The sequence below is a fragment of the Streptomyces sp. NBC_00820 genome, assembly GCF_036347055.1.
Taxonomy (GTDB): domain Bacteria; phylum Actinomycetota; class Actinomycetes; order Streptomycetales; family Streptomycetaceae; genus Streptomyces.
In genome coordinates, this window is the sequence record NZ_CP108882.1 from 8010041 (window position 1) to 8036968 (window position 26928).

At 69.5% G+C, this 26928-nt stretch carries 18 protein-coding genes; 10 read left to right on the forward strand and 8 right to left on the reverse strand.

Going from position 1 to position 26928, the window contains the following annotated elements; translation table 11 throughout:
* Positions 1-342: 342 nt before the first annotated feature.
* Entirely contained in the window at positions 343-2616 is a 2274-nt protein-coding gene (locus OIB37_RS35845) for a hypothetical protein (protein ID WP_330455475.1), read from the reverse strand.
* A gap of 248 nt (positions 2617-2864) precedes the next feature.
* On the opposite strand from OIB37_RS35845, the gene OIB37_RS35850 reads away from it, so the two are divergent.
* Entirely contained in the window at positions 2865-5081 is a 2217-nt protein-coding gene (locus OIB37_RS35850; RefSeq protein WP_330455474.1) for a DUF262 domain-containing protein, read from the forward strand.
* Between the two features lie 206 nt (positions 5082-5287).
* On the opposite strand, the gene OIB37_RS35855 is transcribed toward OIB37_RS35850, so the two are convergent.
* Positions 5288-6157 (reverse strand): hypothetical protein, encoded by an 870-nt coding sequence (locus OIB37_RS35855; RefSeq protein WP_330455473.1) that lies wholly within the window; start codon positions 6155-6157, stop codon positions 5288-5290.
* Positions 6158-6340: 183 nt separating this feature from the next.
* On the opposite strand from OIB37_RS35855, the gene OIB37_RS35860 reads away from it, so the two are divergent.
* Positions 6341-6517, forward strand: a complete 177-nt coding sequence (locus OIB37_RS35860; protein ID WP_330455472.1) for a hypothetical protein — start codon at positions 6341-6343, stop codon at positions 6515-6517.
* A 197-nt stretch (positions 6518-6714) separates the two neighbouring features.
* Here the strand turns inward: OIB37_RS35860 and OIB37_RS35865 are convergent, their stop codons facing one another.
* The 3 genes from OIB37_RS35865 to OIB37_RS35875 all read right to left on the reverse strand — a co-directional run bounded on the left by OIB37_RS35865 (position 6715) and on the right by OIB37_RS35875 (position 11104).
* A complete protein-coding gene (locus OIB37_RS35865; RefSeq protein WP_330455471.1) occupies positions 6715-7836 on the reverse strand; it encodes an ATP-binding protein in 1122 nt (373 codons plus the stop codon).
* Positions 7837-7965: 129 nt separating this feature from the next.
* Positions 7966-10329 (reverse strand): transposase, encoded by a 2364-nt coding sequence (locus OIB37_RS35870; protein ID WP_330455470.1) that lies wholly within the window; start codon positions 10327-10329, stop codon positions 7966-7968.
* 16 nt (positions 10330-10345) lie between these two features.
* Positions 10346-11104, reverse strand: a complete 759-nt coding sequence (locus OIB37_RS35875) for a TnsA-like heteromeric transposase endonuclease subunit (RefSeq protein ID WP_330455469.1) — start codon at positions 11102-11104, stop codon at positions 10346-10348.
* A gap of 564 nt (positions 11105-11668) precedes the next feature.
* Here OIB37_RS35875 and OIB37_RS35880 point away from each other — a divergent pair.
* The 4 genes from OIB37_RS35880 to OIB37_RS35895 all read left to right on the forward strand — a co-directional run bounded on the left by OIB37_RS35880 (position 11669) and on the right by OIB37_RS35895 (position 15072).
* Complete coding sequence (locus tag OIB37_RS35880) at positions 11669-12634, forward strand: hypothetical protein (protein ID WP_330455468.1); 966 nt, start codon at positions 11669-11671, stop codon at positions 12632-12634.
* Between the two features lie 66 nt (positions 12635-12700).
* Positions 12701-13606 carry a hypothetical protein gene (locus tag OIB37_RS35885; protein ID WP_330455467.1) on the forward strand — a complete coding sequence of 302 codons (906 nt, stop codon included), beginning with the start codon at positions 12701-12703 and terminating at the stop codon, positions 13604-13606.
* Positions 13607-13617: 11 nt separating this feature from the next.
* A complete protein-coding gene (locus OIB37_RS35890) occupies positions 13618-14646 on the forward strand; it encodes an ImmA/IrrE family metallo-endopeptidase (protein WP_330455466.1) in 1029 nt (342 codons plus the stop codon).
* Positions 14647-14790: 144 nt separating this feature from the next.
* Positions 14791-15072 (forward strand): DUF3892 domain-containing protein, encoded by a 282-nt coding sequence (locus OIB37_RS35895; RefSeq protein WP_266469265.1) that lies wholly within the window; start codon positions 14791-14793, stop codon positions 15070-15072.
* Between the two features lie 299 nt (positions 15073-15371).
* Here the strand turns inward: OIB37_RS35895 and OIB37_RS35900 are convergent, their stop codons facing one another.
* Positions 15372-16454: a hypothetical protein gene (locus OIB37_RS35900; RefSeq protein WP_330455465.1), complete on the reverse strand. Its 1083-nt coding sequence runs from the start codon at positions 16452-16454 to the stop codon at positions 15372-15374.
* Positions 16455-16647: 193 nt separating this feature from the next.
* Here OIB37_RS35900 and OIB37_RS35905 point away from each other — a divergent pair, with 193 nt between their 5' ends.
* The 4 genes from OIB37_RS35905 (at position 16648) to OIB37_RS35920 (ending at position 19877) form a co-directional block, all read left to right on the forward strand.
* Positions 16648-16911 (forward strand): helix-turn-helix transcriptional regulator, encoded by a 264-nt coding sequence (locus tag OIB37_RS35905; protein WP_330455464.1) that lies wholly within the window; start codon positions 16648-16650, stop codon positions 16909-16911.
* 169 nt (positions 16912-17080) lie between these two features.
* Entirely contained in the window at positions 17081-17935 is an 855-nt protein-coding gene (locus OIB37_RS35910) for a DUF6083 domain-containing protein (RefSeq protein ID WP_330455463.1), read from the forward strand.
* Positions 17932-18414, forward strand: coding sequence for a hypothetical protein (locus OIB37_RS35915; protein WP_330455462.1), 483 nt, complete (start codon positions 17932-17934; stop codon positions 18412-18414). The genes OIB37_RS35910 and OIB37_RS35915 overlap by 4 nt, the downstream gene beginning before the upstream one ends.
* On the forward strand, positions 18411-19877 hold the full coding sequence (locus OIB37_RS35920) for a UvrD-helicase domain-containing protein (RefSeq protein ID WP_330455461.1): 1467 nt from the start codon (positions 18411-18413) through the stop codon (positions 19875-19877). Before OIB37_RS35915 ends, OIB37_RS35920 begins: the two co-directional genes overlap by 4 nt.
* A 351-nt stretch (positions 19878-20228) precedes the next feature.
* On the opposite strand, the gene OIB37_RS35925 is transcribed toward OIB37_RS35920, so the two are convergent.
* Together OIB37_RS35925 and OIB37_RS35930 are read right to left on the reverse strand one after the other, a co-directional pair.
* Positions 20229-24650: a hypothetical protein gene (locus tag OIB37_RS35925; protein ID WP_330455460.1), complete on the reverse strand. Its 4422-nt coding sequence runs from the start codon at positions 24648-24650 to the stop codon at positions 20229-20231.
* Between the two features lie 899 nt (positions 24651-25549).
* Positions 25550-26794, reverse strand: coding sequence for a nucleotidyl transferase AbiEii/AbiGii toxin family protein (locus tag OIB37_RS35930; RefSeq protein ID WP_330455459.1), 1245 nt, complete (start codon positions 26792-26794; stop codon positions 25550-25552).
* Between the last annotated feature and the right edge of the window lie 134 nt (positions 26795-26928).

The following is a 26928-nucleotide window of genomic DNA, read 5'->3' on the forward strand; positions in this document are numbered from 1 at the left end:
GTTGGTCCGACGGGCCATCCGGTCGAGGCCGTGCGGATGCGGCGAGTTCTGGATCGGCCAGTCCAAGCCCCCTCCGCGGGGACGGAGTTCATGCATACGGGTAACGGCAGCAGCGATCCGCCTTTGACGGCCGGTGTCTGTTCCTACGCTGGCATAGTGAAGATCGCTCAGCGGCGTCTGGCCGCTGACGGTGCTCGCAGTGCGGGACGCACTGGCCCTGCCAGACGGCATGGGGCGCCGTGACGGATGGCAGATCCCCCTTCATCTGACGCTCTGCTCCAGCTGCTTGCCGCCAGCCGGCGCCGTAGCAGGCAACTTGCCGCTGTCCGTCTTGCCGCCTTGTCAGGGCGATGGCCTTGAGGCTGTGCCTGCCGGGCCGTTGGGCGTATTGAATAGATCCTGATAGGCGCGTAGTTCCTCACCGGTCAGTTCCGGGTCGCCGCTGATGGCACTCATGGTGGTGTCCCATTCCCGGTAGCCGTCGGCGCGGGGAGTGAGCAGCGCACCGACCGACATGAGCTGGGCGAGGTTCGCATGCTCGCCGCGTTCGTGATGGCGCAGCTGAAGCCAGGCGGAGAACGCGGCGCGGGTGTGGTCGGTCAGGGCGGAACAGACGGCGAAGCCAAGCTGATCCAGGTCAGGCCCGGCGATGAAGGTGCGCATCCGCCATACCGTGGTGCCTGGCTCCGGCTCGGCGACCGCGGCCAGCGCGTCCAGCAGAAATCGGCCCAGATCTGTGCGGTACCCGACCGGCAGGCTGTCGAGAGAGGCCAGGACGCGTTGCCGGGTATCCCACTCGTCCGGGTCCAGTGGGCTGGTAGCTACGTCCTCGAGCATGATGCGGACCATGGTGTGGGCCTCGTCGTCGTCACTGCCGGCCGGGGCGGCGGGCAGCAGCGGCACGCTGTGCGGCTGTCCGCCGCGCCGAGTCCAGGATGGATCCGCCTCTTCCGCTGCTGCCTCGGCATCCGCGGCGGCCAGCTCGTAGTAACGCTCCGGCTCGCCGCCCAGAACGGGCGCCGACGTGCCGACCCGGTGCAGATAGCCGACGACGGCGTGGGTGGAGCGAAGCTGGTTGAACAGAAACTCCCAGTCACGCCGCAGCAGGGCGATCACCGGCGTGTTCCCGTGGTGTTCGGGGACAGCCAACTCCTGCGGGGGAACGGGGTGTTCGATGATGGTGACGCCTACCCAGTCGATGGCCGGGCTGTCGATGCTGAGACGATGGCCGCGTCCGTTGACCATCTGCACGCCCTGCGTTTTCAGCCGGCGTACGGTGCCGTGGATCTGCTTGCCCGCCGCGGTCAGCTGTTTGAGGACCCAGGACGTCTCCCGCTCCACGGTGGCGGGTTCGCCCTCGCGGGCCTTGATCTGCACGACCACACCGCGGTCGCCGACCACCAGCAGTCCGTCACTGATCTCCCGCACCCCACGGCCTTTGCGCTCCACGCTCGGGGCCATCACAAAATCGGGCAGGCCCCAGGTGGCGGCCGCATCCTTGACGGCTGTCTCCGCGGCCGTGCCCCGCCGGTCGTGCTGGCGCAGGGGTGTCGAGTGCGGGACGACCCGCTCGAACACACCGCCGGGCGTGCTCACCATCAGCGTGAGCGTGTCGGCGTCCTGGACCCGCCCCAGGCCAATGTCCGAGGAGGCCAGCGCGGCAAGTTCCTCGGCGGACCAGTGCCTCGACGAGCGCGTGGCCTCAATCCAGGTATCCGTAGCGCCGACGCGTCCGGCAGACAACACGCGCCGGCTGCCCGGCACCTGGCTGGACAGCCACGCGAACGAGGTGGCGAACCGGGTGACCGCCTCGATCACCAGCGACAGCCGCTGATCGAAGGTGTCCTCGTCATCGGCCGGGGCGAACCCCTCGGTGAAACACAGATCGACCCAGGTGCCGGCCTGCGCGTTCACAGCGCACCCGCTCTGGTAGGAGCTCAGCCGGTAGCGGGCCAGCACACGCTCTTGTCCGTCGAGCGCACCGGGCTGCGCCGCCTCCACGCTCTCGAGCACCGCGGGCGCCGCGGCATGGACCTGCGGTTCGACGGGAGTCGCCCAGGCGCCCATCACCGCACCCGAATCCAGCGCCGCCTCCCACTCCAGCAGATAGCCCAGCCCGCGGTGGATCCTGTCGATGACCTCGTCGCCGTCGCCGTCGCTGTCCTGGAAGGGCTGGCAATCCTCCACCATCGCCACGTGCGAGCGCAGGGTGCCGTCCATGCACGACTCGGCCAGTGACGCCCTGAACCCCTCGAGAGAATCAGCGACCGGAAAGAACCGGGGACACTCCGGCCTGCGCAGCCGCTGCAGCGCACTGAACGCCTCAACCGACTCCGCCACCAGCGCATCCAGACACGCCCACAACTCCCGCACACACCCGCGGAACAGCTCGGTCAGTTCCGCCTGCCCGCCTGGTGGCCAGGCCAGCCAGGCACCGATGACCCCCGACCCGTCCGGATGCGTGACCACGCTCTCCTCGACGAGTCCGTCCTTGAGGAGCGTGCTCCACAGCGGCGCCATCGCCATCTTGGCCTGCTGCGCGTCGCGCAGGTGCTGCCACGCCCGCGGGTAGTACTCCCTGATCACAGCACCGACCCTAACGGCGGGTACTGACACCGCCCCCTTCAGTCGCGGCTGCCATCACCCACAACGTTGGCCTGCCCGCAGCCCGCACGGCTGGGGGCAAACGTGCGCCGCAGCAGCGGCTGGGACCGTAGTCGGGAAAAACAGCGGGCTGGGGATGACACCGTCGCCTGCGCCGATATTTTTCTGCATGCCGTCGACCAGACTCCCGCGCCGTCTGTACGCCGTGGCGCCGGATTGGGAGCATGACGGGATATGCCTGGCAGGTGAGGGGTGGTTGCGTGGGGGCGGACGAGATCAGGTCTCAGGGATTCAGCCTGAACGAGCTGTTCCGTGACGTGACGTACGAGATTGATTACTACCAGCGTGACTACACCTGGGGTGACGAAGAAGTCCGCACCCTGCTGCGGGATTTGTGCGACTCGTTCAAGCACTGGTTGGGCGACTCCGCGTACCGGCGCCGCCCCCACACCGCGCCGCAGTACTTCCTCGGCCCCTTCGTCTACCACGAGCCGTCGAAAAAGCGCCGCTTCCTCGTCGACGGTCAGCAGCGCTTCGTCACTTTGCACCTGCTCTTTTTGCAGCTGAGACTGTCGGCCCGGGAGGCCGGTGATACGCACACGGTTGACCAGCTCAACCGTGTGATCACGACCGATGGCAAGCACTTCAGCGTCGGCATCACCGACCACGACCCCGTCCTTCAATCCGTCAGCGAGGGCCGTAAATACGAGACCGGCGCGGGGGACTCCCTCTCCCGCCGCAACCTGTGGGCACGCGGCCAGCAGATCGAATCCCAGCTTGCCGAGGAACTCGACGCCGAGAAGCTCCACCCCTTCACCGAATGGCTCCTGACCCGCGTAGTCCTGGTGGGCATCCGGGCGGCAGGCCCCGACCACGGCTACCGCATGTTCGAGACGATGAATGACCGCGGCGCCCGCCTCACCGCCGTCGACCTCCTCAAGAGCCATCTGCTGTCCAACGTCGGCTCCGCTGAAGATCAGCTGAATACCCAGTGGCAGGAGATGCTGCGGGAACTCTCCACCGACCGCGATGACCCCCAGGCGGCATCCCGCTTCATCAAGGCATACCTCCTTGCCCGCTGCGCGCGCGAGGACTGTGACGAGGACCGCCGCCAGATCACCACCAACCTCAACGTGTGGGTACGCCACAACGCGGAGTACCTCGGCCTGACCCCGGGACGCCCCGACCACTTCCTCAACTTCGTACAGAATCTGCTGAAGACGGCCCGTCTGTACAGGCCCGTCCTCGCCGCCACCCGCACCCTGAAGATGGACGGCGACCGCCTGGAAACGGTGCTGTTCAACGAGCGCAACGGCCTCGGCGTCCAGTCCGTCGCCGTGCTCGCCGCCATCGCCCCCGACGACCGGCCCACCGACGCCAAGGACAAGGGCCGCCTCGTCGCCTCCTACATCGACCGCTGGTACGCCCTGCGGATCCTGCAGGACCTGCCCGTCCAGTCCGCCGACGCCGACGCCCTGGTCCACACCGAGCTCGTCCCCCTCCTGCGCGGCTGCCGCACCGTCGCCGACGTCGCCTCCACACTGGGCGACCTCGCCCAGCACAACGGGAACCCGGTGCGCGAAGCAATCACCCTGGGCCTGAGAGGCAACAACGCCCATCAGATCCGCTATCTCCTCACCCGCGCCACCGCTTACGCCGACGAGGCCTGCAAAAAACCCTTCGACATCCTCGCCTACCTCGACCGCGACCAGTTCCACATAGAACACCTATGGGCCAACCACCACCATCGCGTCGCCGGTGACATCCCAGACCCGGTCGTCTTCCGCAGCCGCCGCAACCAACTCGGTGGCCTCGGCCTGCTGAGAGGCCGCGAGAACTCCAGCATCAATGACCTCCCCTTCCACGACAAGAACCGCCTCTACGCCCGCAACAACGTCCTCCTGGGCGTCCTGGCCCCTCAATACGATCACCGCAACCCTGAACTGCGCGACTTCATCAAGGCACACCAACTCGACAAGCACATGCGGGCCTTCGGGCCGACAGAGACCATGACCACGGTCATCGAGACCCGACAGGAGCTGTATCTGCGCCTGTTCGAACACATCTGGAAACCCGAACGCCTGGGGTTGCCCGTCTCTGCTGCCGTTGCACCTCCGGGGCCTGACGCCGGCCAGCCAGTCGCCCGTCCGCGCCAGGCCCCTCCGCGGCGCAGAGCGGCTTCTGGCCGACGCACCGACGTGGCCAGGATGATCGACGCCCAAGTTCTGACAGCCGGCACCCGGATCGTGCTCACCTACCGCGCCACCGAGCACTGGGCCACCATCGACGCGAACGGCGGCATCATCCTCGCCGCGACCGGAGGCACACCCTACGGCCGGGCCGACGAGGCCGGGGCCGTCGCCCGCGGCACCAAGACCTGCCAGGGAATGAACGAATGGCACATCGAAGAAGAGAACGGAGTACGCGTCAGCCTGCGGACCATCCGCGACCGCGCGGCGGCGGCCGGCGCGCTGTAGCCGGTCAGGCAGGTCTGCCGGCGGCTGCCCCGATCCCGGTCAGCGAAGTGAGCAGGGGATCGTTTCGGCAGAGTATGTCCTGGCATGGCGAGCAAGACGGTCGTGGCTGTGCTGTTTCCGGGGATCGATGTGCGAGTGGAGCGCGTCAGCGACTCCTCCGACGTCCGGCTGCCCGCTGGCAGGCCCCCGGTCGGGCGTGCCGTCCGTCACTGCTGACGCTGCCTCAGCAGGAGGCCCACGGTGTACAGCAGCCGTTTGCCGGCGGTGTTGACCTGTTCGTCCAGGGTGGGGGAGCGGAAGGCGTCGGCGAGGGACCCGGCCGCCGCCTCGAGACCGGGGCGCTCGGCGAGATAGTCGGCCGTCCAGGCTCGGGCCGCGGCGCGCGCTTCTTCCAGGAGTTGCTCACTCACGCCCGCGCGCAGGACGTGCTGCACGGCCAGGCTGATGATCTCGGCGTGGGCGACGACGTGCTCGCACGTCATCGGGGCCCCCACGGGACCCACGGCGCGCACCATCCCGCTGGCGGCGAACACGCTGTCGGGTTCCATCACCTCCCGCACCGCGTCCACCAGTTCGGCCCGCCCTCGTGGGGTCAGGGCCTGGCCGTTGCCCAGGTGGGTGACCAGCCGTACCAGGCGGGTGCGTGCCGTCGGTGTGGCCAGCGGGTGGTCGATCTGCCGCAGCAGTCCCACAGCCCCATCGCGGGCGACGTCCTTGTTGCGCTGGCCGCGCCCGAGCCAGGTGGAAAACGCCCGCTGCGCCTGTTGCAAGGCCACGTACTCCTCGCCCCACCACAGCCACAGGGCCAGCGGGATCTGGGCAAGGGAGTTCAGCTTCAGCTCCGGCGACCGGCGGCGTTTGTCGAGCACGATGAGCAGCAGCTTGCGCTGATGGGCGCTGTGCAGGGCTTTGTCGGAGCCGCGGTGCAGGGTGCGTACCTGCGGGCTGCCCAGGATGCCCTTGGCGATCCACGCATGGGCCAGCCGCGCGTTGAAGTCCGCGTGGCCCGCCGCGTGCGCGTCGGCTACCAGTTCGTCGATGGTGCCAGGTCCGGTGATGCTCTCCCAGTACTGCACGATCTGGAAAATACAGCGTTTCCGCCCCAGACAGAGCCGCTTTGAGCGTGCGTCAGCCGCACGGTCGCTGCCACGATCGAAAGCACAGGCCACCTGGCAGCCCGCCCGGTCGACAGTCCGCCGTCTTTCCCTGTTCCTGGCCGGATTCTGGGTGCCTGCCATCCACCCAGAGAGGACTTCTCCATGACCACAGCAGAGCCCGCGAGCCACAACTGCCCCGGCACCTCGCCCGCGCAGTCCGATCCCTGCCAGCGAGGTATGTCCTGGCCACGTCTGATGTCCCTGAGCCTCCTCTCCGGCGCTTTCCGGCATGTCGGATCGCTACTGGTCGGCTGGGTGCTCGCCCAATGGCACGGCTGAATTCCCCGCCCGCCGGATCGTTGCACCCGCCTTCGCCGCCCGGAGACCTTCACCGGCATCGGACGCCTGATCGAGGGCAATCCGCCGGTGCCGCAGAACCCCGCGCTGCTGGGCGAGCGGACCACACGGACGCCGGGCTCCCGCCGTCCGGCAGCCGCGGGCGTGAACGGGGCCCAGCTTGTCCGCTGCGGTTCGTTTCAGGGGCTGAGTTGGGCTGTCGCGGCGGCGATCTCCTTCTCGGTGATGTTCTCGCTGCCGCTGCGGATCGCGATGACGGCGGCGGTGGAGATGACGTAGGTGAGGGCTTTGAAGTAGCCGCCGGTGCGCTGGTGCAGTGTGACGGCGTGTTTGCTCAGGGCGTTCTCCTCCAGCCGGTACAGGCTCAGGTCGGCCTCGAAGCTCGCCAGGACGCGCCGGAAAGTCTCGTCGTCTTCGGTGTCCAGGGGCAGGGGGTGCAGCCAGGTCACCGGCAGCAGGGCGGTGGGGGAGGGCGAGACGGGTCCGGCTGGCTGTCCCGCCTGTTCGAGCCGTACCTTGTTCTCCTCGCTGACCCGGGTCAGGTCCTGGGCCAGGATGCGGGCCTGGTGCAGGCGGTGGCTGGCGCCGGTGCCGCAGAAGACGAGCGAGATGCCCAGCTTGTCGCGCAGGTAGTCGAAGTAGGGCAGCACGTTCGCCAGGTGCTGCGGCGAGGCGCGGTCGATGTCGTCGATGAGCAGCAGGCGGGTCTGTGCGGTTTCCAGGACGTAGTTGACCGGCAGGGTCACGTCCTGGTGCTTGCGCATGTCCAGGACTTCCACGAGGCTTTTCGGCTCAGGGTTGAGACCCAGGTAGGAGCCGATTTCCCAGAGCCAGTTCACCCTCGGCTCCGGGTCCGCGGGGGTGGTGATGTGCACCACCGGGATCGTGTTCTGGCGCCTGCCGCCCATGGCGGCTTCGATCTCCCTCTGGGCAGTGCGTCCAATCGCCCGCAGCAGACAGGTCTTGCCGGTGCCCGCGGGGCCGTCGATGACATGGTCCATCAGCCCGTCACGGCGCCCGCTGTTGGAGTGGACCGCCTCGACGACCATCTCCTGCATGTGGGTCACTGCGTCGGTGGGCACCATCCGTAGATGCCGGTGGTAGGCGATGGCCTGTTCGTCCGTCTTCCTGTCCTCAGTGGGACTGCTGCCGGCCGCCAGTGCGGGTGGCTCCACTTCCTCGTCGACGAAGTGGGTCCAGCCGGTGAGCTGGAACAGCGGCAGAGGCCGCATCGGGGTGTCCTTGAGCTGCTGACGCAGACGGGCTTCACGTTTGTCACGCAGTTCGATGGATGCCTTCATCACGCTTCTCTCTCGTCACGGTCCTGCCCGTACCCGTACCCGCACCCGCAGACTGGCTCCGGACCGTAAAACCTGGCCGCTCTCGGGGCCGGCCTGGGGCTACGTCGTCACGGCTTCTGTCCTCGATCGCTATATCTCCCATACGTCGTCTTCGGCCTCGTTGCCGTCATCGCCGTCCGGATCGAGGTCGTCGAGGAGTTCCGCCTCGACGACCTCGTAGATAGCTGCCGGTGTGCCGGTCGCGGAGGCATTCGGCGGGCTGTCGTCGCCGTCGTCGGGGAAGAGTGCTGCCAGCGGATGCGGAGTCTGTCCGCTGTCCGAGGGCCGCTCCACGTTGCTCGGGCCGGCGGGGAGCGCTGGCGGGGTGGCTGCGGGCGGGGAAGCCAGGGGGGAGATGGGCAGTGCCGGGTAGGGACGCAGCGTCGACAGGTCGAACTCCTCCAGGCCCGCGTAGGGGTCCTGGGAGGGCTGTTCGGTCTCCAACTCCAGTCCCTGGAAGGGCGGTTCGGCTCCCGTGCGCTTGGGTGGCGGTCTGCGACTGCGCCGTCGCCGGTCACGCTGCGCCAGGGACAGGGCGATCGCCTCCTCGTCCTTCGCGCTTCCGCCTGCCGCACGGTGCTGCTCGGCGTGTTCCTGCCACATGTCCGCGGTCCACGGATCGTGCAGCAGGTGCCGGAGCCGGAAATCGCAGGTCACCCAGGTGTCGGCCGTGTGGTCGTACAACCACACCCGCTCGGGACGGTAGGGGTTGAAGCGGCATTCCCACTGCTTCTCCCGGCCGGGCAGCTTCGAGTCGCCACGCAGGAGGATCTCCCGGTAGTGCCCGGCGTCCTGCGCGATGGGCTGATAGGTCCGATAGTCGATCATGAAGCCGCCCTTGCCGGGGATGACCCACTGCCGCAGCAGGAAGAAGCGGTTCTGGGCGGGGGAGAGCGGCACCGCACGGTAGCCGCTGCGGGCCACCTGGACCGCGTACATCTCGTTGGGTGACAGCACGACGCCTGGCCGGAACGGGTCGCGCAGCCCCGCGTCGGGGGTCTGCTGGTACTCCAGCGCCACCCACTCCTGGGCCATCTGCTGGAGCTCGGCGATCGTGTACAGCGGCATCCGGTCGATGCCGCGGCCGCGTTTCTTGTGGCTGCGGCCCTGCCAGCCGTGCGTGACGTGCTGACTGAAGCGGTGCGCGAGGGTGACGAAGAAGTGCTCGGGGAGCGGCTTGTCGGTCGGGGTCTTCTTACGCGCCGGGCGGCGGGCGATGCGCAGCCGGTCGCAGACCTCGGTGAAGTGCTCGCTCACATAGGGGCTGCCCTGGTCGTAGATGATCAGCTCGGGGCGGATGACAGGGCGGGCGGCGGTGGCCTCGGTGAACCGCTCGTCCGCCGCCCGCAGCGCCCCGAACGGCAGACTGGAGGCGGCGGCCGCACTCAGTGGGTCCCAGCCGGGCATCACCGGCCAGGGCGCGAGAGCCTGGGCCAGCATCAGGGTCAAGTCGATCGCCCGGGTCGCCTGGCCCGCCTGCCCGCTCTCGGCGTCCCGGGGACGGCTGGGCGTGATCATCAGCGCGCACGCGCTGTGGTTGGCCACATCGATGAGCGTGGTCAGCTCCGTGGCGGTGGGCCGGCCGTCGTCGCCGCGGGCCAGAATCCGCAGCGGCGTGGTGTCTGCCTGGGTCACCTGTCCCGGCCGCAGCACGACCTCGCGCCCGCCATGGGGCAGCGGCGGCGTGGAGGCCAGAGCGGCCCGGGCCCGTGTCGGCTGGTCCAGGGCATCGGCCAGGCCGGACTCCTTCATCCGCAGGTAGAAGGTGGAACGGGAGGGCAGCAGAGCCGCCACGGCAGCCGAGCCGAGTTCCTCGGCGTACCGCGAGTGCAGCAGGTCCTCGACTTCCTCGCGGATCACGTCGATGGTCACGTCCGACGCGTGTGCGCGCCGGGCCACCACCTCCTGCATGGCGGTCAGACACCGCGGGTCGGTGAAGCCCCCCGGCCGTTTGTCCCGCGGCCCGGGCAGCAGGACGACCGGGTTCTCCCCGGCCGCTTTCCACTTGCGCCGCTTGTCGGCGAGGGTGTGGGCGGAGCAGCGGACGCCGTCGGCGGCCAGCCGCGCCGACATCGCGGCGCACCGCTGGGCCAGCGTCGTGCCCGGCCCGAATCCCCGCGCATGCTCACTCCTGCCCGGCGCCAGACCGGTGTCGATCTCCACCATGCGCGCCTGCCACAGCGCGGCCTCCTCCCGGCCCTCCTGCCGCCCCCAGCCGCCAAGGGCCGCACCGTCCGCGACGGGTGCCCCACCGCCGCTGACGACGGCGAAGTCCTCCGCGCCCACCAGCCACCGGTACGACACCGCCCGGGGCACCTCCTGGCCGCCGTCCTGCGGCACCAGCGTGACCTGCGCCCCCTGCCACGCCACCACCTCCCACTCGCGCCCCTGCCAGCGAACCCCCGCCCCGATGGACAGCGACCCCGCAAGCCGGCCCTCACCTGATCCCGCCATGCGCCCCCTTCCGTCTTCAGGCCGTCCAGGCCACGGCGTCGGGCAACAGCGGCCGCGCGATATCGAACAGCAGCCGCCGCTGCCACAGCATCCGGTAGGCGAGGTCCAGACCCGTCAGCTCGTCCAGCCCGCTCGCCGCGACCCCCGCCCGCAGACCTGCCGGCTGCCTGAACACCTCCAGCAGCGCCCGCCCCTGGCCGCTCTCGTCGCCTTCGGGGAACCGGTAGCCGGCCAGCCATCCCAGATTGCGCCCGCGCAGCCCCGACGGCTCACGCACCTGCCGCACCCGCCAGCCGGCCGCCCGCGCCACCTCCTCGAGCACCTGAAGCCTCGACTCGGGCAGGCTCTCCTGGCCAGGCGGCTTCAGCACCAGCACCTCACGCACGCCATCGGCCGTGCGCGCCAGGAAATCCGGGCGCCACCGGCGAAGGCGGCCTCCCGCCCGCCACCGCAGTTCCACCGGGCCGGCACTGAACGCCACCCAGCCCGGCTCGAAGTCCAGCTCCACCGCCAGCCGCCACTGCCGCAGACTGCCGCACACCACGGTCTGCTCCCGGGTCGCCACCGGCCAGTAGGTGATGATGCCCTTGCGGCCCCGGTAGGGCACCGGCTCGCTCACCGGCCCGAACTCCTCCAGCGCCACCCCCCGAAGCCCGGCCGCGCCGCACGAGTGCACCGGCCCGTACGGCTCGCGGTACAGAGCCACGACGCCCTGCCCCGCGCCCGGCACTGTCTCACCGTCCACCAGGTCGCCGGGGGCGCGCACCGTGCTCACGCCGCCCACCTCTTGTCGCGCCGCAGCGCGGTCCCGCGGGCCTGCCCGGCCGCCAGTTCCTCCGGTTCCAGTCCCTGACCGTGCATCAGTCGGCGCCCGAATCCGCCCGCCACCATCGGCCTCCGTACCGGCAGCGGCCGACGAGAGCCGGATCGCCAGTCCTCCGCCACCTGTTCACCCACCCCTCTGGCCTCTTCCGGGTGATGACCGCTTGCGGCAGCCCGGTATCCCCATGCTGCGCCGCACCGCGCTACGAGAACGTCACCGCCCGCCGGATACGCCTGAAAGGGTGAACAGGCTGGCGAATAGGGAGGGCGTCGGGTAGTGGCCGCCCGCGTCGTGCGTGTCGGTTTGGCTGTTGAACTCGCCCGCCAAGAAGCCGACTTGGCTCTGCGGGAGGCATCCTGCGCCGATCAGTCCTGGGAAAGAGAGAAGAGGTCCAACTGCGGACGAACGCGCCTGCGGTTCCCGGTCCAGGGCGTGTTGCCTGGTGTGGCTGAGACGGCAGGTGTATGCAGACAGGAAGCCTGGCTCACGCGGTCCGGGCGGGTCGGGGGTGAGCCGGTGACGGGTGGAGCGTACGAAGAGCTGTCGCAGACGGGCGAACCCGGGCCGAAGACGCTGGAACTGCTGCTGCGCATGGTCCACCAGGTGCGCCGTGCGTCGGGGTTTCCCCCGCCCGAGGGCTACACGCAGTGGAGCGACGACGCGGCCTACGACGTGATCACGGCCATGCTGACTCGCAAGGGCGCAGGCCAGAAGTTCGTGACCGCCTGCTTCGCGCTGGCCATCAGCGAGGCCACGCTGGAGCGGCTGTTCCTCGCGTCGATCAAGAACTTCCTCATCGACGAGGCGAAAAAGACCCCACGGGGCAAACTGCGGCGCCGCATCGCCCGGTTGATGAGCGAGGACACGTCCTTCCGCCGCAGGCCGGGCTCCCCGCCGCGGTGGGCACTGAGCGGCCTGCCCGAGGACGCGGTGTGGCAGGGCGACCTCGACGATCTCATCGCCGAGGCCTCGCGCGTGGACGGCGTCGGGATCACCCGCTGGAACCGCTCCGGGCCCACACCCCGTAAAACGGTCCAGGCCCTCATGACCGTTCTCACGCGGGTCCTCCGGCACGCCCAGGGGGCGGTGCGGGAGGAAGACCTCGCCAAGGTCCTCGAGTCACGGTTCGGGCTGTTGGCCCCGGCCCGTTTCGCCACGCTCTTCGCCGACGACGGGGCATTCGTCGATCCGGCCGAAACCGGCACGGCGGCGACCCTTGCCGACTCCACGGGCGTCGGCGGCGACGCTGAAGACATCTGGCAGCGGCTGACTGCCAACGAGCGGCTACTGCTGCCCTACCTGGACGAAAACGCCCATCATGCAGCGCAGCTGCTGGAGATCGGACAGGCCCAGGCCGATGCCGTTCTGGCAGGGCTGAAGGAAAAGCTCCGGCTTGCCCTGTCCGAGGACAGGGACCGGGAAGCGGTCATGCGAGCGCTGCTACGACGCTGCGAGGACCCACCCCCTGAGCCGCCCCTGTGACGTCGTCCGTATCCAGTGAGAAGAGAATGCGCAGATGGACCACAGCCGAGGAGAGGGGGAGACACGATGAACCCTGCCCAGAGCAGCGCCTACGAGCGGCTGGTAGCTGCTGCGGCGGGACTGAAAGTGCCCGACGCCGTCCGGGAGGTCGCCACTGCGCCGCCCCGGGATCCTGAGCCCAGCCAGATCTGGAGAGCGGTCTGGGACGACACCATCCAGCTGCTGGTGATCACCGCGGTCGCAGACGACACGGTGCAGGCTGTTCCAGTCTCCTTCGAACGCTACGCCGACACGGACACCCTGCTGCTGCCCGCCGGCGCCTCCACACTGGAGCAGCCGCTGGCCCTGTGGTGGGGACTGCAACTGTCCCTGCCCTGGTACGTGCTGGACCGCCAGATCAGCCAGTTGACCCTGCCACTGCCCGCCTCCACGGGCCTGACCCGCCCCCACGAGGTGCCGCCGGGCGCGACATGGGGGAGCACCACGCCGCACCCCACGGCCGCAGCGGCCGAGTACCGGGCCGTCCTTGCTGACGGCCTCGCGGAACTGAGCGGCGCACAGTGGGTGCCACACGGATCGGGGGTCCTGCCCGAACTGCTGCAGCGCCGAGGCATCACCATCAAACAGCTGGCCTCACAACTGAACCTGCAGCCCCCCCACGCCCTGGCGGTGTGGCGGGGACAAGCACCGCTCGCACCCGAGCAGGCAGAAAACCTCGCCGCAGTACTCGGCCTCGGCACCGATGAGGTCCTGGCAGCCAATCCGGCCCTGCCCGCCCCCGTGATCCACGAACTCGGCCGCCCCTCGCGCCGCCCCCAGGTACGCGCCCTCGCCACCCGCACCGCGACGAGCGAGCCCGACGCCCGACGCCGTGCCGCCTTCGGTATCTACGCCCTGGCGGCACGCCAGGAAGGCACCACCACCGACTGGAGCGCGAGAGCGGACCGCTACTTCGAACTCCATCTGCGCTAACGAGGTCAGCTGTGGTCAACTACGTACTCGCGGCCGCCGCACGTCACCAGGCCACCGCGATGCTGGCGGAACTGGAGACGCACACCCCGGGCGCAGCACAGCGCCTGGCGCGCTCAGCCTTCACCGAACTGCAGACCTGGCCGGAGCTGACCGTCGACCTCGTCCCCGAAACCCAGACCGGCTCCCGCTGCAGTGTGGCAGGCGCCTACGACTTCGGACCGCCTGCGCTGATCTCCGTCGCCGACGCGGCCAGCCCCGCCCGCCGGGACTTCACCGCCCTGCACGAGCTGGGCCACCACTTCCAGAAGCACAGCCTCGACCTGATGGAAGCCTTCGAGAGCCAGTCCGACGGCGGCCTGCAACTGGAGGACGCGGCCTGCGACGCCTTCGCCGCCGAGATCCTGCTCCCCACCCCGCTCGTCGACCACCACCTGGATGCCACCGGCCCCACCGCTGACACGGTCGCCGACCTGTGGCGGGCGGGAGCCGCCTCCCGCATGGCCGTATGCGTGCGCGCCGTCCAGCGTCTGCCCGCCCCCGGACACATCCTCCTGCTCGACGGCAGCGGCCGGATCGCCTTCGCCGCCTCCCACGGTCTGCGGCCCCTGCGCCGAGGAAGCTTCCAGGGCGACATCCCGGTCATCGACCGGGCCCGCTCCTCCGGCCGGGGGCGCGCGCAGGGGCGCACCCAAGTCCGTTACCGCGACGGCATCCTGGGACGGGAACTGCACGCGCAGACCGCGCCGATGGGCGGCTACCTGGTCGCCGTCCTCGTCACCGACTCCGCCCCCTGGCGCCGCTTCACGCCCCCCACCAAGGACACCGGACCCCAGGCAGGCGACTACCTCTGCGCGCACTGCGACGAGGAGTACCGCTCCTTCGATCCCGCCTGCTCCGCATGCCGCGTCCCCCACTGCCCCGAGTGCGGCCGCTGCTCATGCACACCGCGTGTGAACGAACACCTGTGCCCGGGATGCTTCATCAAGCATCCGCCCGCGATGTTCGCCGACGGCAGCGACCGCTGCCTCGACTGCTCCTGACGTCCCGCCAGCCCCTCCGGAACACTCCCGTTCCGCTACCCGCGAGTTACGTCGTCCGTCCCAGGCGAAGCACCCCGCACCCGGGGTGACGGGTCCCGGCGCCGGCTCCGGAACCCCATCGGGCAAGGCCGGCAGAAGAGAACCATGGCCATCCAGATCACCGCGGTACGCCTGTCCGGCGGCACCATGCACGAGCACATCACCCACCTGTGGTGGACCAATCCGGCGGACGGCAAGACCGGCGACAACACCCGGGCGCAGATCGTCACCTGGATCGAAGACAAGAAGGGCCAGGCATACACGAGCGATGCGGGCGGGCACCGGGCGGAGGTCGTCGTGGTGACCCCGCCGCGCGGCGAGAAGTACCTGCAGACCCGCGCCGACGGGCGGTTGACCAACAACCTCCTGGCCCTTCCCCGCCGCTGAGTACTCCCGCCCCGGGGCGGGAGGAGAGCAAGGCCGGGCCGCTGCTGGGGTGCACTGGCCAGCAGCGGCCCGGACTTCCGGCTCGGCCGGCGGACCTCGCCCGATGACTTCGAGGCGGCGATCGCGGAACCAGGAAAACAGAGATGAGACGCCGCCCTGCCGCGGACGAGGGGGCGCGACGCCGCTGAAGGCGCTGCCTACCGCGGCCACCTGCGTTTCCTGCATGACGGTCATGACTCTTGATCCAGCCTGTTGCTTCGGCATTGCGCCGTCGGCAGCGGTCCGGGCTTTCACAGAACTCACGGGCCGTCACGGACCGCTTCTCGGCTGCCGTGAGAAGGCTTCGGATCGTGCGGTGTCTCTTCGCCGGGCGGAGAGTGCGCGGGCAGCTCCCACCGGACCTCGTCGCCGTCGTGATGGTGGCGCCAGACGGTCACGAGACGGGCGCGGACCAGCTGGTCGAGGAGATCCTCCAGCTGCGGAGGCGACTGCCCGCACTGGCGGGCGAGAGCATCGACCTCACCCCCGCCCGCCCCGGCGGTGCTGTGAGCGGCCAGGACGAGTGCGGTCAGCCGCAGAGCGGAGGGCAGGGCGGGCGAGACGGCCAGCGGGGCGGGGGACAGGGCCCATTGGGCGGCGCGGATGCGCGCGGTGCGTCCGGGATCCTGATGGAGGACGGCGGCATCGAGCAATTGCGCCTGGATGGGGGAGTATCTGCGTCTGGAGCGGTGCAGCCAGTCGGCGTGCTCCAGCTCGAGCCACAGTTCTACGCGGCCGTGCAGCCGCATGCCGCGCAGGAACCCGTGGGGCAGACGGACCTGCCCGCGGCGGTCGGCGCGCAGCGCGCACTGCAGGGCCAGCAGCCGGGCGGCGGGGGAGGAGAAGCGGGGCAGGGCCGTGGCGAGGTAGGTGAGCATTTCGCGTACGCGCTGCTGTTCGGCTGGGCCGAACGCAGGCGTGGTGCGCGCAGAGCGCGACATGCCGGCGGTCTGCCGGGCGCGGCGGGTGCCGGGCAGGGTGGGCGGTACGACGGCGGTGTGGCTCATCGCCGCCGCGCAGGCGGCGCAGGCATCGGCCAGCCGCCACACGCGGCCGCTGCGGTCGCAGGTCAGGGCGAGCAGGACGGGTCCCGCGCAGCCGCGGTGGCGGGGGTGCCAGTGGCAGCCCCGCGTCCGGCACTGGCAGGTGCGCAGGTGTCCGGGCAGCGCGTCGGCGCGGGCGTGGCGGGCCAGATGGGTGAGGGCGGCCGAGCGGGCGGAGCCGGCCGGCAGGACGGGGCTGTGTGTGCAGCGGGGGCAGGTCAGGGCCGGTCCGCCCGTCTGCGGGCGCAGGTGCACTGTCCAGATGCGCTGCACCGTGGCGTGTGTGCTGGCAAGCCGCATCGGCTCGTTGTCCCTCCGGTCTGGTCCGCGCCGGCCTCGTGCGGCGGTCTCCCGGTACGGGCACGCGGGAGCCGCCCGCACCGTAGTGCAGATCTCTGCACCCGTGCAGCGTGAGCGCCCGACGCGCTCACCTGCGCTGATAGTGCAGAAATCCGCACTGACAGGGCAGGTGTCTGCACCGTCGGATGGTGGGGTGACGATCTTGCCGCCCGACCCGGACCGCGACGCCCTGCGTGTGACGCTGGCGCGGCTGAGGAACGAACGCGGGTGGACCTTCGACGAACTCGCCGACCGCAGCGGCCTGGCCCGGCGCACACTGATCGACCTCGAACACGGCCGCGCCGCCGGCACCGTCACCACCTGGCACGCCCTCGCGCACGCCCTCGATGTCCCCATCGAGCAGCTGCTCGGCCCGCTCTGCGGCAACCACACCCCACCCGGACCCAAGGGCGCCTGACTCCGGTCGAGCCCTGCCTGGCACGCCACGCAAATCACCCGAACCGGCGAACACGCATGAAACACACACTCGCTGAATCGTGTTGCTGTTCGATAGCGCTGGGCCGCCCGGGGGACTGTCCGCCCGCCAGCCCCGCCCTCGGGGCGTGTCGCCTGGCACGGTCCTCGCCATGCACCCCAACACCCTCTCCACTGGCTGTCCCTGGGACGGCAGCCCCCGCACCGCACTGGCGCGCCGTCCGCTGCGGGTGGCCGCCACCAGCCCCAGCCGCCTGCTGCGCGCCGGCCAGAGCGGCCGCTGCCGGCACTGCGGCAACCGCATCGACCTCTACCCGCGTGCCGACGGGCAGCCCATCGCCCTGCATCCCGCCGAACTGGTCACCGCCCACGTCCCCGCCGCCTGCCACTGGCACCTGAGTTCCGGCATCGCCCACCCGCACAGCGACGGCAGCGCCTGGTGCCGCATTCCGCATGCCGTGCTCTGCCCGCAGCGCACGCCCGTCTGCCGGATCAGCCCACCCCTCACGTCGGTGCGCCGCCAACTCGCCGTACGAACCCGCCGCCTGATCGACACCGGTGTCTTCACCACTCCCACGGCTGCTCCCACCAGTGCAGAGCCTGACGGTCCCGGCCGCCCGGTCGTGCGGATGCTGCTGGGCCACTACCTCGCCGACGGCCCCGTGGAGGCCATCCGCTGCGTAGCCCAGACGAGCCACCGACACCGCTGCTCCCGTCCTGTCCTGGCCCCGGACTCCCCGCCCGGATCCTGGAGGCTGCTGCCCATCGGCCCCCAGCGCGGCCAACTCGCCCTGCCCGAGCAGACGACGGCCGTCTACGACCTCAGCCAACTGCCCCATGCCGAACAACGGCGCTGGCGCATGCAGCGCTGCCCCGCGCATGCCACCACCCACGGCGCCGCCGACCTGGCCCTGGCCGGATGGCAGGTCGTCGATCCGCTCCTGCACGCGCAGCACCTGCGTACCGGTCTGCCGTACCCGCCGGCACACGGCAGCGGGGAGAGGTGACGATGCCGCACCACGCCCTGGAAATCCTCCTGACCCGACCCCTGGCCCCGGCCGAACTCCGCGACGCCGCCCGCGTGCTGCCGCTCGCGACCAACCACGACACCACCCGCCTCATGACCCTCGTACGCGCCAAAACCCCCGGCCGCGCCGCACACCGGCTGCGCCAGCGCCTCGCCACTCGGCTCCCCGTGGACGTGATCACCACTCACTACCCGGACGCCGACGGGCAGGTCCTGCTCAACCTCGCCTTCCCGCCCGCCGTCCAGGCCACGATCCGCCAGGCCGCCCAGGAAGCGGGGCAGAGCCCGGAACTCTTCGTGAAGCTGGCCCTGCACCGTGCACTGGCCCAGCACGCCAGCGACGAGGCCGACCGGCTCGACCGGGCCGTGCAGCACCTGCTCGCCCACACCACGGCCGCACACCTCCTGGCAGCCGTCGGACACGCCCTGACCCGTACCCCCGGAGCAGCCTCCGCATGAACCCGACCGATGAACAGACGGCCGCGGCCGACGCCTTCCATGCCGGCCAGCACCTCGCCCTGCAGGCCGGCGCGGGTACCGGCAAAACCACCACGCTGACCCTGCTCGCCCGCATCACCAAACGCCGTGGCCGCTACCTCGCCTACAACCGGGCCATTGCCCAGGACGCACGCGCCCGCTTCCCCGACACCGTGCAGTGCAAGACCGCCCACGCCCTCGCCTACGCCGCCGTCGGCCACCGGTACACCCGCCGTCTGAACGCCCCCCGCCGCCCGGCCTGGCAGACCGGGCAGGCCCTCGGTATCACCAAGGCGATCCGCATCGGTGAACGTGACCTCTCACAAAAGACTCTCTCCAACGCCACGCTGCGCACCGTGGCCGGCTTCTGCCACACCGCCGATGAGACGATCACCCGCCATCACGTCCCCCGCCTGCGCGGCCTGGAGGACAAAGACCCGCACACCCAACTCGCCGCCCACATCGTGCCGTTCGCCGAGAAGGCCTGGGCCGACCTGCAGCACCCCGACGACGGGGCCGTGCGCTTCGACCACGACCACTACCTGAAGATCTGGGCTCTCAGCCGGCCGAAGATCGACGCCGACTTCCTGCTGCTGGACGAGGCCCAGGACACCAACCCCGTCGTCGAGCAGATCTTCCTCGATCAGCGCGGCCACGCCCAGCTGGTGATGGTCGGCGACTCCGCCCAGGCCATCTACGACTGGCGCGGCGCCAAAGACGTCATGACCGGCTTCGACGGCGCCCAGCTCGTCCTGTCGCAGTCCTTCCGTTTCGGTCCCTATCTGGCCCAGGAGGCCAACCGCTGGCTGGCCATCGCGCAGGCCCCGATCCGCCTGACCGGCGCCCCCGAGGTGTCCACCGAACTCGGGCACCTCGTCCGGCCCGACGCTGTGCTGTGCCGCACCAACGTCGGCGCCATGGCCCACGTCATGGACCTGCTGGCCGCCGGACACCGGGTGGGGCTGGCCGGGGGAGGGGACAGCCTGCGTGCCCTGGCCCTGGCCGCTCGCGACCTCAAGGAGGGCCGCCGCACCTCCCACCCCGAGCTGGTGCTGTTCCCCTCCTGGGGCGAACTACAGGACTACGCCGCCCACGACCCAGCCGGACGTGACCTGCAACCGCTGGTCGACCTCGTCGACACCCATGGCACCGACGCCATCCTGGCCGCCCTCGCTCACCTCACGCCAGAGCAACAGGCCGAGGTGACCGTGTCAACCGCCCACAAGGCCAAAGGCCGTGAATGGCCCTGCGTGAAGATCGCCGACGACTTCACCCCGCCGAAGGACACCGACCAGCACGACGACACCGGCCGCCCCGTCCCCGGACCGATCAGCGACAGCGAAGCCCGGCTCGCCTATGTCGCCGTCACCCGCGCTCGCCGGCGCCTCGACCTCGGCGGCCTCTCCTGGATCCACGAGCACCCCGACGGCACCCCGCCCAGCTAGGGGCCGCCCTCAGCGATCATGGGACGGTGGGTCACGATGAGGCGGTTCACCGTCATGAAGCCACCAGCCAAGAGCGGAAGCCGTTCACTCCACCGACACCGAGGACCGTGACAGGCAGACGCAGTCGGCGGGCCATTGACGGGGCGGTCCAAAGTACTCGGATCGGGACGCCGCAAGTCCACACAGCCGAAGGACGCGGTTGGCCAAAGCGCACGGCAGCGCCTCGGCTCGCCACGGAGAAAACAACGTCAACGACAGTCCGCGACCCCGCGTTGGCGGCCACGCCGAATGGGCTTTCATCGAAGATCGTCAGGCTTGGGCCTCTCGCGGCGGCCCTGCTCGGGTTCTCCGCTATCTGAAGCTTCTCCTGAGTGCGGTGACGGTTGTTCCCGGTGTCCGTTGCCCATCTGCGGCGTGGCCCGCCGTCTGGCTGAATTCCCTCCAGATACGGGGGTGTTCGGGTGTGACGGTCTGCCGCTCGCCGCGCATCCCCTGGACCAGGCAGTGGCCGCTTCGTTGGAGCCGCTGTTCGAGCCACTCCCGGGAGACAAGGAGGCTGTGGGCCGTGCCGGTTGGGCGGTCCCACGACAGGTACTGCACTTGGAGCCGCCCGTCGGTGTCGTACCAGAAGGGGTGGTCGGGGTCCCGTTGGAGTCCGCTGTCTCTCAGGAGCGGGTCATTGAGCAGCGTCACGGATACGGGTGCGTCGAGGGAGCAGTCGTAGCCTTGTGCACCCCAGCTGTAGGTCTGGGTGGTCGGGATAGCCGTTACGGGTTGCCCGGCGGGGTCTGCGGCGTGGTCGATCTGGGCTTGCGGCTGTGCGGCAAGGGTGCGCTCCAGCCAGGTGTCCTCGTCGTCGACGGGGCCGTCTGCCCACTGCTCTGCGAGGTCTGCCAGGGACTCGGTTCGCTTCGTTTCTCTCTTCTCCCTCCAGATGGCGAGGGCGTCGACGGGCTCGGCGGCAGCAGCTGGTGCGGGGGTTGTCTCCGGCGTGGCCAGGTCGTCGTCATCGACTGGACCATCGAGGCCATCCGGCCTGTCGGGGCCGGGGCCGGGTTCTTGGTCCGAGTACTGGAAGGTACTCACGTGCCAGGTATCGGGTTCAGGGTCCGTCCAGGGGCCGGGCACGGTGGGGAAATCGGCGAACAGGAGGCTGTGGCGGTCGGGTCCTTCGGGCATCAGCCGGTTCGTGAGGGAGCGGCCCTTGAGCCATGTGAGCAGACTGGTGAACTGGTCGTCGGAAACGGTCCAGCTCGTGACGCGGTGCCACTGCTCAGCCTGTCCATGGGTGATGCTCCAGCCTCGGCCGTCGTGGTCATCCGTGGCCTGTTCGTCGAGCACGACCCACTCCCTGCCCTGGCTGTCGGTCCGGACGGCCAGTTCCTCGAGACCGGGCAGGTTGTTCGGACGGCTGATCCACTCGTCGATCCCGTCGTCGTCCGGCAGTGCCGGGACAGGCGGTGCGAGAGGGTGCGCAGGGTCGGCGGGCGGAAAGGTTGCGTTGTCCGCTTCGCTGTGGCCGCTTGCGTCGTCGGCAGCGTCGAACGGGTGGCGGGCCGGAGGGAGGGAGGGATCGATGTCGAGCAGGGACAGCCGTGCCGCTCCCTCGTATTGGGCGGCGTCGTGCTCAGAGGTCCGGTGGGGGTGACGGTGGTTCGCCAGCCGCTCCACCAACTCGTGGAGGGCCATCCACTGGTACTTCTTGCCGATCCGTTCGCCCTTGTGGGACTGGCGGCCGCCGGACATGCGTCCACGGGTAGCGTCGAATTCGGCGAAGAGCTCGGGCGACCATCCAAGGTCGGCGACGCGGGCGAGCACCCACCTCGCGGCCCACGCAGCGTCCACCTCGGTTTCAGCGAGGCGTTCGTCGTCGGCGGGCGGCACCCGGCAGTCCCGCAGCAGCGCGTACTGGCCCCGGTCGAGGACCTGCTGCGCCTTCCACCCGGTGAGGAGCTGCGCGACCGCGGCCGACGTGCCCAGGGCAGGCCGGACGGACTCCGGGAGGCTTTCTGCGAAAGCCGGGATACGGTCGGTGTCCACCGAGACCGGATCATCGCGGCGCTGCCACGATGGCCGGCGGGGATAGCCGGACGCCAGAGGCAGCATGCTGAAGTGGTGGACGGTCGGACGGACTTCGTAGTCCGCGAAGTCTCCCAGCGATGACAGGGACGAGCGAATCGATCCCCACAGGGGCCTGTCTTCCTCCCGCCGTGGGAAGAGATCGTCAAGAGCCTCCTCCGCAGGGGCCTGACCGATGTCCGGGCAGGCATGCGGATGCCTGACCACCCCAGCTTCTTCGTCAGTGATGATCCTTGCGCCGTGCGCCATGGTGACAATGCGGGTCGCCGCATCGCACAGCAGCGCGTTCCTCGAGGCGTGCGCGGGCGAATCGGTATCACCGTAGACGTACTCGGTGATCCGCCGCGCAACCTGACCCAGGAGGCCGCGCTGCCACTCGCTCCCGCCACGCCGGGCCACCACCCCGTACGCGACCCACACCAGGCGCTCGAAGAGGTAGGGGTCGTCCACCTTCTCGGCGTCCTCGTGCAGGAATCTGTCCAGGAGAGACACGAGAACGTCCCCGTGCGACAGAAGCAGTTGCCCGAGGGCTTTGGTCGCACGGTCCCGGAGAAACCGGTTGGAGGACGTGAGGGCCCAAACAAGCGTCGTGGCCGCCAGCCGGGCCACTTCCTCGGTGTCGCCAGGCGCTGTCACGGGCCGGCCTGTCCGGGCCCCGAGCCGGGGTCGGGCCGGACGGGACGCGGGGTGGAGATCCTGCGGGGTGGGGTACTGCTCGGCCCAGCGCAGCAGCCGGTGCAGTGCCGTGACGTCCCACACCATCGGGTAAGTCTCGACACCCCACCATGCGTCGCGTTCGGGCCGCGGCCTCCTCGCCAGCACCCGGTGGAGACGGTCGGCGTTCAGCAGATGCCCCGGCTCAGCGGTGACCGCCAGGACAGCCTCCAGTACGTCGGAGTTGCGTCCGTGACGGGCGGCCGTCTCGTTGAGGAGCGCGATGGTGCGTTCGTTGACACTCCGTGTGCTGCGCAGGGGAAGCGTTTCCAAAAAGCTCCGGGCCAGCAGATAGTGCTGCATGTCCGCACGGCCGTCGGGCCCGGATGTGTCCGTCGCGGGCCCGGGAGGGGAAGCCAGGAGGTCGATGAGCTCCGTGTCGGCCTGCTCGGGCAGGAGAATCGACGCGGCCTCCTGATAGTTCGGGGAGGCCTCACGCAGCCAGTTCCGCAGAGGGGAGCCGGCGGCCAGATGCCGGCCCTGACGGAGCGACTCGATCTCGTCCTGGTGGGCAGCGAAGACCGACCGCACGACGCGGTCGTCGCTGAACGCCTGGTAGGGGAAACCGATGCCGCTACCGGCCTCGGCCCCGTAGGTCCGCTCGTTGGACACGATGCCCTGAGCGAGGAGCTGCCCGAGCATGGTGTCCGGCCATGCCGTGGCCGCAGGAGCGCAGGCGTCGGCAAGGTCACGGGCCTCGCCACGCGGAAGCACGGAAAGGTGTTCGGCGGCCATGCGCGAGGCAAGAGCATCTACCGCACGGTGCACGGGCCGCTCAAGAGGGTCCAGCCCCAGCCGGGTACAGATGGCCTCCGCCCGGTGATCGACATAGGCGTCGAACACCGCGCTACGGTCACGCGGACGGCCGCCCGAGCCGGCTGTACTCTGGTTCCGGCTCCTGCTCAGACTGTCCGCGTACAGCTTCACGAACAGCGGGTTGGTGAAGACCGAGGCAAGCAGGGGCGTGTTGGGAAGAGCAGCCGGATTCCTCCGAAGGTAGCTCTCAAGGCCTTCCATCTCCCGGCCCGCGAAGCCGGAGTGCACCGAAGCCGGCCCGTCGAAACGGTCCGGCACCACGAGGGAACTGAAGGTCGAACGGCAGGACACCGTCAGAGCGATGTGCCGGTACCCGGCCAGATGCCCCTGGAGAGCGAGCAGTTCACTCTTCCAGTGCCCGGCATCGGCGGAGTCATTGAGGGCATCGATGATCAACAGGAAGCGGCACCCGCTGGCCGCGCCCGCGGCGTCCATCGCCTGGAGGAAGTCCCGCTCGGGCAGCTGGCCCAGCCCGCACCTCTGCGCGATCTCGCTCAAGGTCCTGTGCCCGCTGAGCTCCTGCCCGAACACCACCAGTGCCGGCCGACCTTCGTCCACAGCCCTTCGCGCGGCATCGACCAGCAGATGCGTCTTGCCCTGGCCGGCTTCCCCCAACAGCAGCCACGCTCCCTTCTCCGCTGCTTGGGCAGCGCTGCCCCGCAGCAGGGCCAGTACCTGCTCGCAGGCGTTGCTGGCACGAGCGAGGGCACCCTCACGCATCGACTCCACGCTCTCGGACGCTGTCCGGGCGCTGCTTGTGCGCGGCTGTGACAGAGGCGGTGCCGGAACGTCACCGCTCCCGGTCGGTTCCCCGACGAACCGGTCGGCCAAGCCGCTGAATTCACCCAGCCGATTCAGCATGTCCTCAGCCACAGCAACTGCCTGCTCGGCGGGGAAACCAGAACCCGCGGATGCCGCAGACAGGTCCTGGACCAAAGCGTCCGCGCCCTCCCGCAGCGGAGGCGTCCACAACCGCACCCACTGCGACAGCGCTTCGTGCGCTGGACTGCTGTCCGGCGCGGGATAGCGGTCACGCCACCACGACATCTCGGCCAGGAGCGTCTCGACAACGGCCCGCAGGTCCCGGGCCCGCTGTGCGAATTGCCGCAGAAATTCCTGTGGCAGGGCGCACGCGTCCGCCACCTGAGCCAGTGGCAACGCCACGTGATGTTCGGGCGTGTACCGCGACTCGGCCAGACGCTCAGCAAGCGTGACCTGTTCTCGGAACCACTCCGTGCCCAGTGCGCGATTCTCGAAGAAGAACCACTGGCGTCCCTCGTTACCGGGCCGGGTCAGGCGTTCCAGCAGTTCGCCACCACCGACATAGCGGATGTCGACACCGGCGAGACCGGGCAGTTCCTCCTTCCACTTGGCGATGTGGATGTTCCACCGCTCCCGTGCGCCGGTACGCGGCTTCCCGCTCGGGGTGAAAGGGGCGGGGTCGGAGAGGTCGAAGGGCGTCAGGAACTCAAGCCGGACGATTTTGCGGTGGGCGATGTTCTCGCCGACCGTCTTGGCGCTCTTCCTCGCCTGAGGGAGCAAGTCCTCGATGCGCTGGACGAACTTGACCTGGTATCCGTGTGCGGCGCTGCCGTCGGGCGCCTGGTTGTACCATTCGACACCGCCGTCCGGGGCAGCCGTCTTGATCGTCTCCCAGCCTGGAGGGGCTGCCTCGCGCAGCTGGAAGCACAGTTCTTCAAAGGCGCGATGCTGGCTCCCGTCCCACTCCCGGATGCTCTGCCAGTTGTGCGCCCTGCCGCCGTTCTCCGCCACTGCCGTCCTCAGACCGTTCTGCCGCCCCGTCGCGCATGAAATTCCAGCGTAGAGGGCCAGACTGACAGGCGAGAGCGTGCCACTGCCGGGGGACGGCAGGTGCGGGCAGTTCCGCTGCGGTTGGACCTGCAGATGCCGTCAGCGGTTCGAGGCCGAGTGTTGCCACGATGCTGGCTGCTGGGCAGTACGTAAGGGGGCAGGCCTGTGGTGAACTCGCCCTGACTTTAGCCTGGTTCCCGCTGTACTGGCTTCTCAGACGGCATGGGCGCAGTGATGTGACCGAGTTCGGACTATCGTCGTCGTCCCGTGCGCGGTCTGGCCCTGGCTGTGGTGGGGCGGCCGATGGTGCGACCGCGGCTGAACCCGAGGCGGTCGCTGAATTCGCCGGCCTTTGCGAGTTCGATCTCGTACCGCGGCTCGAAGTGATCGTCCGTGACGCTCAGACCGCTGATCCGGTAGTGGAAGAAGGACTTGATGCCGGGACGAGAGCGCCCGCCGGTGCGGTCGTAGACGTACAGATACTCCTGCGCGACCCCGTCCTCGCGTCTTTTGAAACGCAGGGCATAGGGCTCAACCAGGCGCTGCCGCCCCTCGTAGGTCAGGAGCATCAGTTTCTGCTCGGCACCGGCCTCCATGATCGGTGTCCGTAGGTGCGCTGGATAGAAGGCGGCTTGAGTGCTGTGGCCGGTGCGGAAATCGGCGAAGAGTAGGTCCAGTTCGCTTTTCCAGCGTGCCACCGTGCTGGTGAACTCAGGCAGGCTGTCACGGGCGCAGGTGATCGTCGTGTCCCACAGGGACTGCATGCCGTCGAAGGGAATGGCAGTGAGCAGGTTCAGGGCCGCAGCGGGGCTGGGAGAGAAGATGGTCTTCCGGAGGAACGTTCTGACCAGGCTGCGCCGGTTGACGGGGATCTCACTGTTGACGAACGTCGAATAGGTGAGGTCGAACAAGTCGCGGATGGAGCGGCGCTGCAGGAGACACTTGAGTTTGTCCGCAAGAGCCTCTTCCAAGCTGATCACCGTCAGGTCCGCAGTGCAGGCCGCATGGTCGCTGTAGGGGTGAATGAGCGTGCGCGACTGCGGGGGCAGTTGAAGGCGGGTGAACTCGGTGACGTCCAGGTGCAGGGTCACAGGCATGCTGCTGGTCGTGCCGTAGAAGTCGGTGAAGAGCAACTGGTACGTGTAGACCGTCTGTTCCCGGTTGATCCTGTGCCTGCTGAGCTGCTCAGTGCGATCGAGATGGAACTGGACCCCTGTTCTGGCCTGCGCCATCCGCCCGATCTCGTTGAGCGCTTCACGGAAGTCCTGGGCGTCGATAGGGCCGGGGGAGGCGAAATCGAGATCTTCGGAGAAGCGCGTCGCCCCGAAATACCCCTTCCGTAAAGCGTTTCCGCCCTTGAGGACGAGACGGTCGGCGAGCCGGCTCTCTCCGTAGAGCCCGGCGAGGAACCAGCCGAAGACGTAGTCCCGCTGAACATGGGACGGGTCGACTCCGAGTTCCGCGCTTTTCGCGTCGATCTCGTCACGGCTGATCATGGAAAGCCTCTCCCAATGACGTGCTACCGGCGCGGCTTCCTCAGGCGACGCACAGGCGTGACCACGATACCGGCCCTCGGCCTGATCGATTGACGGCGAGCGTTCTCGTGGATGCAACTCCTGCCTGCTGTCGG

Bases quoted from the DNA above. Each gene is read 5' to 3' on its own strand.
- OIB37_RS35865 (WP_330455471.1), bottom strand. From the start codon at position 7,836: ATGAAGGCATCCATCGAACTGCGTGACAAACGTGAAGCCCGTCTGCGT.
- OIB37_RS35930 (WP_330455459.1), bottom strand. From the start codon at position 26,794: ATGATCAGCCGTGACGAGATCGACGCGAAAAGCGCGGAACTCGGAGTC.
- OIB37_RS35895 (WP_266469265.1), top strand. From the start codon at position 14,791: ATGGCCATCCAGATCACCGCGGTACGCCTGTCCGGCGGCACCATGCAC.
- OIB37_RS35870 (WP_330455470.1), bottom strand. From the start codon at position 10,329: ATGGCGGGATCAGGTGAGGGCCGGCTTGCGGGGTCGCTGTCCATCGGG.
- OIB37_RS35900 (WP_330455465.1), bottom strand. From the start codon at position 16,454: ATGCGGCTTGCCAGCACACACGCCACGGTGCAGCGCATCTGGACAGTG.
- OIB37_RS35885 (WP_330455467.1), top strand. From the start codon at position 12,701: ATGAACCCTGCCCAGAGCAGCGCCTACGAGCGGCTGGTAGCTGCTGCG.
- OIB37_RS35920 (WP_330455461.1), top strand. From the start codon at position 18,411: ATGAACCCGACCGATGAACAGACGGCCGCGGCCGACGCCTTCCATGCC.
- OIB37_RS35860 (WP_330455472.1), top strand. From the start codon at position 6,341: ATGACCACAGCAGAGCCCGCGAGCCACAACTGCCCCGGCACCTCGCCC.
- OIB37_RS35910 (WP_330455463.1), top strand. From the start codon at position 17,081: ATGCACCCCAACACCCTCTCCACTGGCTGTCCCTGGGACGGCAGCCCC.